At 43.8% G+C, this 12,680-nt stretch carries 10 protein-coding genes and 1 other annotated feature; of the genes, 5 read left to right on the top strand and 5 right to left on the bottom strand.

The features are described from left to right. Positions 1–340: 340 nt before the first annotated feature. A complete protein-coding gene (gene sltY / locus R7Z49_RS06715; RefSeq protein ID WP_005385932.1) occupies positions 341–2,287 on the top strand; it encodes a murein transglycosylase in 1,947 nt (648 codons plus the stop codon). Positions 2,288–2,300: 13 nt separating this feature from the next. Further along, positions 2,301–2,609: a trp operon repressor gene (gene trpR, locus R7Z49_RS06710; protein ID WP_005381892.1), complete on the top strand. Its 309-nt coding sequence runs from the start codon at positions 2,301–2,303 to the stop codon at positions 2,607–2,609. A gap of 110 nt (positions 2,610–2,719) precedes the next feature. Here the strand turns inward: trpR and yjjX are convergent, their stop codons facing one another. The 5 genes from yjjX to bamD all read right to left on the bottom strand — a co-directional run bounded on the left by yjjX (position 2,720) and on the right by bamD (position 7,709). Next, a complete protein-coding gene (gene yjjX, locus R7Z49_RS06705) occupies positions 2,720–3,253 on the bottom strand; it encodes an inosine/xanthosine triphosphatase (protein ID WP_175413428.1) in 534 nt (177 codons plus the stop codon). Between the two features lie 24 nt (positions 3,254–3,277). After that, on the bottom strand, positions 3,278–4,456 hold the full coding sequence (pheA, locus tag R7Z49_RS06700; RefSeq protein WP_318111481.1) for a prephenate dehydratase: 1,179 nt from the start codon (positions 4,454–4,456) through the stop codon (positions 3,278–3,280). A 12-nt stretch (positions 4,457–4,468) separates the two neighbouring features. Next, positions 4,469–4,590 (bottom strand) — a sequence feature (Phe leader region). Positions 4,591–4,698: 108 nt separating this feature from the next. Beyond that, positions 4,699–5,025, bottom strand: a complete 327-nt coding sequence (hpf, locus tag R7Z49_RS06695; protein WP_005381889.1) for a ribosome hibernation-promoting factor, HPF/YfiA family — start codon at positions 5,023–5,025, stop codon at positions 4,699–4,701. Positions 5,026–5,338: 313 nt separating this feature from the next. After that, on the bottom strand, positions 5,339–6,832 hold the full coding sequence (locus R7Z49_RS06690; RefSeq protein ID WP_309474429.1) for a lytic transglycosylase F: 1,494 nt from the start codon (positions 6,830–6,832) through the stop codon (positions 5,339–5,341). Between the two features lie 148 nt (positions 6,833–6,980). Further along, positions 6,981–7,709: an outer membrane protein assembly factor BamD gene (gene bamD / locus R7Z49_RS06685; RefSeq protein WP_005381876.1), complete on the bottom strand. Its 729-nt coding sequence runs from the start codon at positions 7,707–7,709 to the stop codon at positions 6,981–6,983. 136 nt (positions 7,710–7,845) lie between these two features. Between bamD and rluD the strand changes: the two genes are divergently transcribed. From rluD to clpB, 3 genes are all read left to right on the top strand, one after another. Further along, positions 7,846–8,823 (top strand): 23S rRNA pseudouridine(1911/1915/1917) synthase RluD, encoded by a 978-nt coding sequence (gene rluD / locus R7Z49_RS06680; protein WP_005381875.1) that lies wholly within the window; start codon positions 7,846–7,848, stop codon positions 8,821–8,823. Position 8,824: 1 nt separating this feature from the next. After that, the gene (pgeF, locus tag R7Z49_RS06675; RefSeq protein WP_017636152.1) at positions 8,825–9,553 is read left to right on the top strand and encodes a peptidoglycan editing factor PgeF; all 729 of its coding nucleotides are present in this window, start codon (positions 8,825–8,827) and stop codon (positions 9,551–9,553) included. 144 nt (positions 9,554–9,697) lie between these two features. Continuing rightward, positions 9,698–12,271 (top strand): ATP-dependent chaperone ClpB, encoded by a 2,574-nt coding sequence (gene clpB / locus R7Z49_RS06670; RefSeq protein WP_005381873.1) that lies wholly within the window; start codon positions 9,698–9,700, stop codon positions 12,269–12,271. Positions 12,272–12,680 lie beyond the last annotated feature (409 nt).

The following is a 12,680-nucleotide window of genomic DNA, read 5'->3' as shown; positions in this document are numbered from 1 at the left end:
TCATTCAAACCCATCATTTTATACCAAGTGCTTTGTTTTTGTTACCGCATTGCAAGAATTTCCCTAACGAATGGATTTCTTATTTTGAGCTGACCGGAAACTTACACGGTTAGGGTATACACTTTTGTTATTCGTTAAGAATGACGAAGTGTTTTCTATGCGAGTTAGAAACGCTTTGTCTCCATCGTCTTAAAAGTTTGACGAGTACAATTTTTAATACACTAAGTTGCTTTACATGGACATCTGCATTCTGTGTAAATAGATGCATGTGTGAAAATTGCCTTAACATCACATGAACTCTAACAAAACTAGGCTTTAGGGCAGTATATGTCTGGGGAAAATGACACAAATGAGATTCAACGTATCTGAATTGGCTAAAAACGTATGCTGCGCCGCCGCGTTGTGTGCTATGAGTTTGAGTGCTAATGCCGCGCTGAGTTTGGAAAAGCAGCGCGAAGTATATGAGCAAGCTCAAGATTTATTAGATAAAAATGACATCGACGGATACCTTTCGATTCGTCCTAAAATTTCTGACTATCCACTAACGCCTTATGTGGATTACCGCACTTTTATTAGACAGTTACCGGAAAAGTCACCACAACAGGTGAACGAGTTTATTTCTGAGCACGAGTCTTTTCCATTTTCTCGTCGAGTTCGCGCTCCATACCTCAATCATCTTTATAAGCAAAAAGATTGGAAAACCATTACTGAGTTTCAAAAAGTCATTCCTAGTGGTGAGCGTTACCAATGTATTTTCTACGTCGCTCAATTAAAGCAAGGCAAGAAAGTCGCGGCGTTTAAAGGGGCTGAACATATGTGGTTACGTGGCATCAGCATTGCTGATGAGTGTGACCCATTATTTGAAGCATGGGACAAGGCGGGTGAGCGTACCGATGAACTGATTCTACAGCGTATGTTACTGGCGTTTGATGCTCGTAATGGCGGTTTGATGAGTTACTTGCTCAAACTGCCTAAATCCGCGCAGGCAAAGCAACAAGCCAAAGAAATGAAAGCGTTGTTTGATAATCCTTCAAGTGTTGCGGAATTCGCGAAGAAAAAACCTGCGAATGATTTTAATCGAGCGCAAAGTGAATATGCGTTAGAAAAGTTGGCTCGCATGAACACTAGCCAAGCACAAGGTGCGTACGATGCCGTCATTAAAGGACAGAAGTTTTCTCCAGAAAAAGCGCAAGAACTTGCCGACTATATTGCATTTCGATTGACTCGTACGGAGTCTGAGTCATTAGCTAAATGGCGCGATGATAAAACGAAAACCAGTCAGTACTTACCGTTGATTGAAACGCGCATCCGCTTAGCGATTCAAAATGCAGATTGGAAAGGCGTACAAGAGTGGATTGCTGTTCTAAATAAAGAAGAACAAGCCACGCTACGCTGGCAATATTGGCTTGGAAGAAGTGAAATAGCGTTAGGTGATGACATCGCGGGGAAACAGCGTTTAGCAACTCTGCTTGGGCAACGAAACTTCTACAGTGTGGCTGCCGCCAATGCAATCGGGCAATCAATCAAATACCCAACGCATACGGTTAAGTTGGACAAGAAAGTTGTTCAACCCTATCAAGACTCGCTAGCTCGTATCGAAGAGTTGATCGCGACGGATAAAATCGCAGCAGCGAAGAGTGAATGGGCACACTTACTGCGCCGCGTAGGGAAAGATGAAAAGGTGATGTTGGCGGCTTATGCATCATTTAAACGTTGGCATAACCTAACGGTGACCGCGAGTATCCAAGCGCAGATGTGGGATAATATCGAACTTAGGTTCCCAATAGCACACCGCTGGTGGTTTAATTTTTATGCGAAAAAGCACAACATTGATCCCGTCACGATGATGTCTCTCGCTCGACAGGAAAGTGCGTTAGATGTTGAAGCCCGCTCTCCAGTTGGCGCTCGTGGTCTTATGCAGATCATGCCTGCAACGGCGAAGTACACGGCACGTAAATATAAGTTGAGTTATCAAGGTACGCAGGATCTCTACAATGTAGGAAAAAATATCGAAATTGGTAGCCATTATTTGCAAGGTTTATTAGAGGATTACGATAATAATCGTATTTTTGCTCTTGCTGCTTATAATGCAGGTCCTAACAGAGTAAAAACGTGGCGAGAGCGTACCCAAGGAAAAGTGGATGCTTATGCCTTTATTGAGGCAATTCCATTTAAAGAGACGCGCGGTTATGTACAAAACATCTTGATGTTTGAAACATACTATCGTGATCTTTTGGGTATCGATGGCGCGTTCTTGAATCAACATGAGATCAATACCAAGTATTGAGTGAGGTAACTTGATGTCGCACGAACCCGAGTATAAAGACTGGCAACAGATTATTGAGCTAATTCGAACAAGTATGGGCACCCAGCAAGATGACATGCTGTTAACTATGCTGATGTCACGTGATGAGAGAGAGTCATTAATATCACGCGTTAATATAATTAACGAACTTCTTAAAGGAGAATTATCTCAACGTCAGATCAGTCAGATGCTTGGTGTGGGCATTGCCACCATTACTCGTGGCTCTAACGAACTAAAGTCGAAATCTGATGAAGAAAAAGACAAGTTGAAAGTCTTGTTAGAACAAGTTGCGGTATCTAAGTAGACAGTATATCCAATTTGCTTTTAGGCCTTGGTGTTACAAGTGACTAAGATAACGTATTACAAAGGGCGGAAATATCCGCCCTTTTGCGTATCTAGAGACTAGGCTGAGTGTTATAAATTTGAAGGAAAATGCTCAGGGTTTGTGAATGGAATTAAAGCCAGAATCAAGGCTTGGTGATAGACCGAGCTTCGAGTTAGCTGGTTTTGGGTTAGCAGGCTAATAGCGCCACCTTTCTGTTTGATATTATCAGTACCAAACACTTCGTCCATTACATCTCCCAACTCATTCGCATCCTTGAGTTTTTCCAAGACTTTTGGCGGCAACATTAAGCTTGCAGAACGAGATTCACCGCGGTGAGTCTCTGACTCAACCACCATCCAAGCAAACGTCACGTTTGCTTCAATTCCCGCTTCGAGACCGACATAGTAATCCGCGTTTGGCATCTCTACTTTTGCGTTTTTAACGCGGTTTAGCGCACCACGATGAGTTTCTTCATTCGTCATGGGCTGATCTGCGACCTCACTCGGTACACTGATGCCAACGAAGTTGAACTCTTGATGCGGAAATGCATTACGAAATGCACTTTGAACTGCATTAATTTTGGCTGGGTTTAGCGATGCGATTACGACTTTTGGGGTTGCCATGATCTTTTTACTCACTGGTGTCTATTAACTCAATTTTACTTGCGTAGGCTTTACGTTCTCACTCGGGTAACAGCCTAATACTTTCAAGTGTTTAGTGATTTTTGTTAGCTCTTCAAGTGCCTGTTGCATTTCTGTCGAAGCAAGATGTGATGTCAAGTCTACGTAGAACATCTCTTCCCACGGGTTCCCCATAATTGGGCGTGATTCTAGCTTGGTCATATTGATGCCGTAACGTTGCAGCACTAATAGTGTTTCAACCAATGAACCTGCCTCTTGGGAGGTCGACATGATCAATGTGGTTTTTGCTGGAATCTGAGTAGAAACTTCAACCGGTTTACGAGCAACCACGATAAAGCGAGTATAGTTTTCGGTTTGGTTTGCGATGTTGCCTTGAATTGCTTGCAAGCCATATAGCTTACCGCTTGATGCATTACCAATTGCAGCCACATCATCACGATCCATCTCTTGGACTTTCTGCATTGCATCTGCTGTGCTCGCGCAGGACTCCAGCTTTACCCCTTTCATACGGCTTAAAAACTCACTGCACTGTTGGTGTGGCTGAGGATGAGAATACAGCGTTTTAATATCTTCCAGACGAATGTCTTTTTTCGCAACCAAGCAGTGTTCGATTGGTTGAGTCAGCTCTCCAACGATGTAAAGCGTCGTGTGTTGTAGTAAGTCATACACTTCATTAATAGAGCCTGAGCTGGTGTTTTCGATTGGCAGAACGCCATAATCAGCATGGCCAGATTCAACCGTTTGAGTCACTTCTTTAAAGTGCTCGCAGTTGAGCTCGATAAGCTCTGTATTTTTACGACTGAAGTATTCGCGACTTGCCAAGTGCGAATAAGAGCCTTTGGCTCCTAAAAAAGCGACGCGAGCAAGTGGCTTACGGCTTTGCTGTGGGTTAACGAGATTTTGCAGATAACTTTGTTGAAGCAGAACTGAGTCTTCAATGATGGTATGGAAAAGTTTAGTGATGTACTGCGCGTCAAGTTCGTATTTATCTTGGCCATTAGAAATCAGCTTGACCAATAATTGCTGTTCACGGACGGCGTCGCGAACAGGCTTTGAGGTTTGTACTTTGCTTTTGGCTACTTCAATGCTGAGTTTACGGCGCTCAGACAATAAGCTGAGAAGTTGGTCATCCAACTCATTCAAGCGTAAACGAATTTCTTCAAGGGAAATAGGTTGGTCAGTCATCAATTCTTTCCTTATAAAAAAGCCTCCCGATTTGGGAGGCTTTCTGTTTGTTTTTGACTTTTCTTTCACAAACGAGTTCGCCCCTCCAACTATGGGAGGAAAAAGAAGTCAAAAATAAACAGTGAGGTTAAATGCATAAATAGTGCTTAATTTATGAGTGTTTAAACACAATAAGCAAGGCTGGGGAGAGCGTCAAGCAAAAAAATAGCGCCTTTCGGCGCTATTTCCTCAATCTGTTCAGTTTACTCTTCTTCTTCCACTAGCTCAGGCTTACTTGCACGTCGAGCTTCAGGTTTGTGGGTCAGCTTGTTCAATTGTCGTTCTAGTTTTTGCTCCACTTCGTTGATAGCTGCGTAAAGATCTTCGTGAGTTGCTGAGGCAATGAGCTGGCCTTTAGGAACTTTGATAACCGCTTCGAATTTCTTCTGTTTGTTTGGTTCCTCACTGAAAGTTGCTTGGCAACCAATTAGGTCTACTTGCCATTTCTCCAGTTTTTTAAATTTGCTCTCAATATGAGCTCGGATTGCAGAGGTGATTTCGATGTTTTTGCCAGTGATATTCATTGTCATAAGTGTTTTTCCTCTGTTGCATCCCTCATGGGTTGAGTTCAGATTACCGCTTTAAGCATAAAAAAATGTGATTCAGATCATTATTTTGCTCGGGTTTTTTATGATGAAAAATGAATGTGATCTCACTCAAGAACTTCTGAGATTTATCGTGAAATTGCTTGTTATCGGTTAGTAAATCCGTAGATTGGATAGAGTACTCAGCTGAAAACGGCCTCGTTTTTAGGGAAGTTTTACGGCCTAATATTTGAGGTGGTTAAAATTTAACTACACGTAAGGTGTGATGACGATCACTGAGTCTCTCCAATGAATCCATTTAAAAAGCCGCTTGCTGTACAAGCGGCTTTTTACTGTCTGGCATTTGGCTGACTTTTCGTAGCGGTATCATGAAAATGGGGTCTTTTGGGGCTAGTGAAACCCCTTCTAAACTTTTGACTTGGTCCAAACTTTCTAGTTGTTTGTATATTATGTAGTAGCGATTAATGCTTGTGACGTACCCAACCGTTGAGCTTAAACTTTTCCGCATAACGACTTCCACGTTATTAAACCAAACATTAGGATCGTAACCTTGTTGGGCTGCACGCTTACGAATACGCTCTACATTGCCGGGGCCCGCATTGTAAGCCGCCAATGTAAAGTAGAGTTTATTTTGTGCAGTAATATCAGGATCACTGAAGTACTGCTTACGCAAAAAAGCTAAGTATTTCACTCCAGCATGAATGTTGTTTTCTAATTGTCGAACATTTTTGATATTGATATTCGGATCTTGAGCGGTGCTGGGTAGGACTTGCATTATGCCAACGGCACCTCGGCTTCCAACTAGGTCGTTATTAAATCCTGATTCCTTGTAAGCGATTGCAGCGATCAGTAAATAGTCGATATCGTATTTCTCACCATAGCGTGAAAATAGCGCCGCGAGTTTTTCTAGTTGAGCAATTTTCTTAGGGTTAAGAGCTCTGTTCAACCATCCCGTGTTATCGATGTATTTACCGTAAATAACGTTACCGAGTAGTGTCCCAGAGCGAGACTTCTGGATGAACTTATTCACGACGGCTTTTAATTTGGGACTATTTTCTCGCATTGCCCAAGCAATTTTGCCATTTTTGCGGATAGGGATTTTTTTATGCACCCGAATATCATCCATCACTTTCAGCCAAAGCTTGGCTTTATGGCTATCGAGAACAATGGCTCTGACGTAACCATTGTTGAGCATTCCGACCAGCTCATAATCTTGAAGTGTTTCTTCAATAAAGTGCACGATAACAGGCGGTAAGCCTTTTTTGTTTAGTTTCTTATTTAGTGTCTGAATGCTTTCAAAGTAGCTAGAGCTGGCGCGCACCCAAATCTCTTTGCCGCTCAGTTGTTCGATTTTCGTCATCGTTGGTGTGCTTTTGTTTGTCACTACCCACTCATGAATGTCAGTGAGAATGGGTGAACTGAACTCCACTTTCTGTTTGCGCGTGTCGGTAATAGTCAGGTTGGCGACAACTAAGTCACCTGAACCGTTTTCTAAAGCTGGCAGTAGCTGGTCGCGGGCAACAGGAATAATTTGTACGTTAAGTTTTGGTTTGAGTTTACGAAGGTCTTTTTCGAAATGCGCCAGCAATTCCGCGCCTATGCCTTTTGGTGTGCCGCCCTCAATGTAGTAAAAGCCTAAATCAGCAGAAACTAAGACGCGCAGTACATTCTTCTCCTTGATGACATCGAGGTCTCCGGTATAAGGAGGCTGTTTGAGCGGCGAGATTTGCAGTGCGCAAACGGAAGTAGACAATAGGAGCAGCATAACTGCGCAAAGCTTAGATATCGTCACGTTCACATCCTTTTTATAAAGGGGGGAGGAGAACTTTAAGCATATGTGGAGCTAGGAAGATCATCAAGAAAGGGCTGAATACACTATTGAGAGTAATAAAAAACCGCCACGGTAAAAACGGTGGCGGTTCAGTTTAAAGCAAGTTCAATTACTTCACAGGGTTGAGCTCTATAAGCTTTTCAGTTCTTGCTACGGCGTCTTCCAAACCAAGTTGCTTGTAGGCCTCTAGCTGGATAGTCAGTGACTTACGTGCAGCTTCTGTGTCTGGATACGCTTTTTGTAGCTCTTGGCTGCGATTAATAGCAGCGACCCAAGCTTCACGGCGAAGGTAGAAGTCAGCAGTCGCTAAATCATAGTTCGCTAGACGGTTTTTCAGCGCAACCATACGTTTTTGTGAATCTTCTGCATATGGGCTATTCGGGTAGCGTTGAAGTAGTTTTTTGAAGTCATCAAACGCTTTTTTTACCGGTTCAGGATCGCGATCGCTTCGATCTACGCTGAATAAATCATGCATAAAGTTACGATCTTGCGCCATGTGGCTTAGACCTCGCATGTACAGCACCCAATCCATCTTTTCATGGGTTGGGTTTAAACGCATAAAGCGAGAAATGGTTGCCAAGCCCAAAGCAAGGTCGTCGTTTTTGTAGTACGCATAGATTAGGTCAAGCTGCACCTGTTCAGAGTAGGCACCGAATGGGTAACGTGAGTCTAATGCTTCCAGTTTCTCAATTGCAGAAAGCCAATTACCACTTTGAAGAGAAATCTGTGCGTCTGCATACAGTTCCGAAGGCGGCACATCAGGAACGATTTCTTCTTTGCTTGCACATCCAAACAGAAGGGATACCGCTAAAAGGCCTGTTAAAGTCTGACGTTTCATATCAGGAGTCTGTTCCTTGAATCTAAATATTTCTTAAGCTGCCGTTACTTTCTTTCCAGTAACAGATACAATGACGTAATAGTCTATTTTTTCACAGTCGTGAGCATTAGTCTCACAGTTTTTAAAAAAGTTCGATATGGCTCAGCAGATTGTATTAACAAATACCGTAAAAGATAGCCAGTTAGGTCAACGTTTAGACCAAGCTATCGCCGAATTATTCGCGGACTTCTCTCGCTCGCGCCTAAAAGAGTGGCTGCTTGATGGGAAAGTTCAAGTTGATGGTGAAGTTGTCACTAAACCTCGTACCAAAGTAATGGGTGGCGAGGAAATTACATTGCAAGCCGAGTTAGAAGATGAAGAACGCTGGGAAGCGCAAGATATCCCGCTAGATATCGTCTATGAAGATGAAGATATTATCGTTATCAACAAACCTCGTGACTTTGTGGTTCATCCGGGCGCTGGTACGCCTGATGGCACTGTACTTAATGCGTTGTTGCATCATTACCCTGATATTGCAGAAGTACCTCGTGCAGGTATCGTGCACCGTTTGGATAAAGACACAACGGGTTTGATGGTGGTGGCGAAAACTGTTCCTGCACAAACTCGTCTGGTTCGCGCACTGCAAAAACGTAATATTACTCGTGAGTACGAAGCGATCGCTATTGGTCGTATGACTGCGGGCGGCAAAGTGGATCAACCGATTGGTCGTCACTCTACTAAGCGCACGCTTATGGCGGTAGCACCAATGGGCAAACCAGCAGTAACGCACTACCGTGTTGCTGAACGCTTCCGCGAACACACGCGTATTCGCTTGCGTCTAGAAACGGGTCGTACGCACCAGATTCGTGTGCACATGTCTTACCTTCAGCATCCGTTGCTCGGTGATATTGCATATGGTGGACGTGCTCGCATCCCGACAGGTGCGTCTGAAGAGCTAACGGCAATGATCCGGGGTTTCGATCGCCAAGCATTGCACGCAGTAATGCTGCGCTTTGAGCACCCAATTACGGGCGAAGTTCTTGAGTTTCATGCTCCAGTGCCTGATGACATGGTTGTGATGACTGAAGCGCTTCGTCAAGATACAGAAGAGCACGGCTTACCGGAAGAGTTCTAATATGAAGAGAATCATTCCGAATTGGCCAGCGCCTAAAAATGTCAAAGCTTTCGCCTCAACACGCATAGGCGGATTTTCGACAGGCCCTTACCAAGGGCTAAATTTAGGTGCTCACGTTGGGGATGATTTGTCTTTAGTAGAGAAGAACCGAGCTTGGTTGGCGCAACAGGCAAGCATGCCAAATGCGCCAATCTGGTTAAACCAAACGCATTCAACCGTTGTGGCTCAAGCAAATGAACCAACAACACAGGTGCTTGATGCGGATGGTGTATTTACTTCTTCAAGCCATGTTATTTGTTCAGCGATGACCGCCGATTGTTTACCTGTATTATTGACTAATACACAAGGTACGCAAGTAGCCGCTGTTCACGCAGGTTGGCGCGGCTTAGCAAATGGCATTGTCGAAAATGCGTTAGCGTTGTTTTCTGGTGAAGTGATAGCGTGGCTTGGCCCCGCCATTGGCCCTCAAGCCTTCGAAGTGGGTGAAGATGTTCTGCAAGCTTTTGTTGATTTTGATTCACAGGCGAATCAAGCATTTGCTCCACGCGATATCGACGGTAAATGGTTTGCTGACATGTCGGTGCTGGCAACGCAACGTCTAAACCGGGCTGGTGTGACACAAGTGTTTGATTCTGGACTTTGTACTTACCAAGATAAAGCCTCTTTTTACTCTTATCGCCGTGATGGTAAGACTGGTCGACAAGCAACCTTTATTTGGATCGAAGACTAGCTATAAGCACCAAAGTGCTAAGATGCATACTACTATTTTTGCAAAGCTATCTTTATTCATTCACTCCCTTGAAATTCCCCACCCGAGTATCCATCTTTCTAACTGTCAAAAGAATTTCCTTTAGTTGAGGTTAGGAAGGTAGATATGCGTCTTGATCGATTCACAAGTAAGTTTCAAATCGCTATCTCTGATGCTCAATCACTAGCGTTAGGGCGCGATCATCAATATATCGAGCCAGTTCACCTCATGGTGGCTTTGCTTGATCAAAATGGCAGTCCAATTCGTCCATTGCTTACTATGCTGGATGTGGACGTAACGCATTTACGCTCTAAATTGAGTGAAATGTTAGATCGATTACCAAAAGTCAGTGGCATCGGTGGGGATGTTCAGCTCTCTAGCTCGATGGGCACATTGTTTAACCTGTGTGACAAAGTGGCGCAAAAGCGTCAAGACTCCTATATCTCGTCTGAAGTCTTCCTGCTTGCCGCTTTAGAAGATCGCGGACCATTGGGGCAATTGCTCAAAGAGATCGGCTTAACAGAGCAAAAAGTCAGCCAGGCAATCGAAAAGATCAGAGGTGGTCAAAAGGTCAATGATCCGAATGCAGAAGAGCTTCGTCAAGCATTGGAAAAGTTCACCATAGACCTTACCGAACGTGCAGAGCAAGGTAAATTGGATCCGGTTATCGGCCGTGATGATGAAATCCGTCGTACTATCCAGGTATTGCAGCGTCGTACTAAAAACAACCCTGTGATTATCGGTGAACCAGGCGTAGGTAAGACAGCAATTGTTGAAGGCTTAGCGCAGCGCATAGTTAACAATGAAGTACCTGAAGGTCTGCGTGGTCGCCGTGTGCTATCACTGGATATGGGCGCACTGGTTGCTGGCGCGAAATACCGTGGGGAATTTGAAGAGCGTTTAAAATCAGTATTGAATGAACTTGCTAAAGAAGAAGGCAACGTCATCCTCTTCATTGATGAACTACACACTATGGTCGGTGCTGGTAAAGGTGAAGGCTCAATGGATGCGGGCAACATGCTAAAACCGGCATTAGCTCGTGGTGAGCTGCACTGTGTTGGCGCAACAACATTGGATGAATATCGTCAGTACATCGAAAAAGATGCAGCATTAGAACGTCGTTTCCAAAAAGTGCTGGTGGATGAGCCGACCGTTGAGGATACCGTGGCGATTTTACGTGGCTTGAAGGAGCGTTATGAGCTTCATCATCACGTCGAAATTACTGACCCAGCGATTGTTGCTGCGGCGAGCTTGTCACATCGCTATGTCTCCGACCGTCAGTTGCCGGATAAAGCGATCGACTTAATCGACGAAGCGGCTTCAAGCATTCGTTTACAAATTGACTCTAAGCCGGAGTCCTTGGATAAGCTTGAGCGTAAAATCATCCAACTCAAAATTGAGCAGCAAGCACTAAGTAACGAGCACGATGAAGCGAGTGAAAAGCGTTTGAAAGCGCTTAATGAAGAACTCAATGAAAAAGAACGTGAGTACGCTGAACTAGAAGAGGTTTGGAATACAGAAAAAGCAGCTCTTTCTGGCACTCAACATATTAAGTCTGAGCTTGAACAAGCTCGTATGGACATGGAGTTTGCTCGCCGTGCTGGCGATCTAAACCGTATGTCGGAGCTTCAATATGGTCGTATTCCTGAACTTGAGAAGCAGTTAGATCTTGCAACCCAAGCTGAAATGCAGGAAATGACGCTATTGCGTAATAAAGTAACCGACAACGAGATTGCAGAAGTACTTTCTAAGCAAACCGGCATTCCGGTATCCAAGATGCTAGAAGCGGAAAAAGAGAAACTACTTCGTATGGAAGACGTGCTGCATAATCGTGTGGTAGGGCAAAGCGAAGCGGTCTCTGTTGTATCGAATGCCATTCGTCGTAGTCGAGCTGGGCTTTCTGATCCAAACCGACCAATTGGCTCCTTCTTATTTTTAGGTCCAACTGGTGTGGGCAAAACAGAGCTTTGTAAGACACTTGCGAGCTTTATGTTCGACAGTGAAGATGCGATGGTCCGTATCGATATGTCTGAGTTCATGGAGAAACACTCAGTGGCAAGGTTGGTTGGTGCACCTCCAGGCTATGTCGGATATGAAGAGGGTGGTTACTTAACTGAAGCGGTTCGTCGCAAGCCGTATTCGGTAATTTTGTTAGACGAAGTAGAGAAAGCGCATCCGGATGTATTTAACATTCTGCTGCAAGTTCTCGATGATGGGCGTTTAACGGATGGTCAAGGTCGTACTGTTGACTTCCGTAATACGGTTGTGATCATGACATCTAACTTGGGTTCATCTCGTATCCAAGAGAATTTCGCAACATTAGACTATCAAGGTATCAAGAGTGAAGTGATGGATGTGGTTAGCAAACACTTCCGCCCAGAGTTCTTGAACCGTGTTGACGAAATCGTGGTGTTCCATCCACTTGGTCAAGAACACATTAAGTCCATTGCTTCTATTCAATTGGAACGTTTGGCGAAACGACTAGAGGAGAAAGGCTATCAACTAGAAGTTTCCGACAAAGCGCTCGATTTGATCGCTCAAGTTGGTTTCGATCCTGTGTATGGTGCGCGTCCTTTAAAACGTGCAATTCAGCAGAATGTCGAGAACCCGTTAGCCAAATCAATTCTTTCTGGTGAAATCGTTCCAGACAAGACAGTGCAGCTAATTGTTACTAATGACCAAATTTGTGCTCATCAATAATTGTATGGATACAGTAAAATTGAGATAAAAATCACACTAAAGGGGCCGTTTGGCCCCTTTTCTATAGTTTTTTAGAGTCTTTTGTCTGTTTTCTATACGAATAAACTAAAAAGGTGAGTTTTTTTAAAAAATGCACTTGTGTTCTTTAATGAACTCCCTATAATGCGCCTCCGTTGTCACGGGAAAGCAAGTGAAGCGGAACCTAAACAACTACGGTTAGTGAGTTAAAATTAACTCGCAGATAAATAACTTAAAAAAGTGTTTGACACGATAAGTTATCTAGCTAAAATAGCCGTCCACTTTGAAGAGGACTTCGAAGTGTGCTCTTTAAAAATATAGACCTATCAATCTGTGTGGGCACTCGTTGATGATAATCCAATTAGAAGCTTAGGCTTCAAATTAGGTTTCA

The sequence above is a fragment of the Vibrio sp. 1562 genome (assembly GCF_033340155.1).
GTDB lineage: Bacteria > Pseudomonadota > Gammaproteobacteria > Enterobacterales > Vibrionaceae > Vibrio > Vibrio alginolyticus.
This window is presented reverse-complemented; position numbering and strand designations above follow the sequence as displayed.

What these genes read in the sequence shown, in the direction of transcription:
- sltY (WP_005385932.1), top strand. Translation starts at nt 341, where the DNA reads ATGACACAAATGAGATTCAACGTATCTGAATTGGCTAAAAACGTATGC.
- trpR (WP_005381892.1), top strand. Translation starts at nt 2,301, where the DNA reads ATGTCGCACGAACCCGAGTATAAAGACTGGCAACAGATTATTGAGCTA.
- yjjX (WP_175413428.1), bottom strand. Translation starts at nt 3,253, where the DNA reads ATGGCAACCCCAAAAGTCGTAATCGCATCGCTAAACCCAGCCAAAATT.
- pheA (WP_318111481.1), bottom strand. Translation starts at nt 4,456, where the DNA reads ATGACTGACCAACCTATTTCCCTTGAAGAAATTCGTTTACGCTTGAAT.
- hpf (WP_005381889.1), bottom strand. Translation starts at nt 5,025, where the DNA reads ATGACAATGAATATCACTGGCAAAAACATCGAAATCACCTCTGCAATC.
- bamD (WP_005381876.1), bottom strand. Translation starts at nt 7,709, where the DNA reads ATGAAACGTCAGACTTTAACAGGCCTTTTAGCGGTATCCCTTCTGTTT.
- rluD (WP_005381875.1), top strand. Translation starts at nt 7,846, where the DNA reads ATGGCTCAGCAGATTGTATTAACAAATACCGTAAAAGATAGCCAGTTA.
- pgeF (WP_017636152.1), top strand. Translation starts at nt 8,825, where the DNA reads ATGAAGAGAATCATTCCGAATTGGCCAGCGCCTAAAAATGTCAAAGCT.
- clpB (WP_005381873.1), top strand. Translation starts at nt 9,698, where the DNA reads ATGCGTCTTGATCGATTCACAAGTAAGTTTCAAATCGCTATCTCTGAT.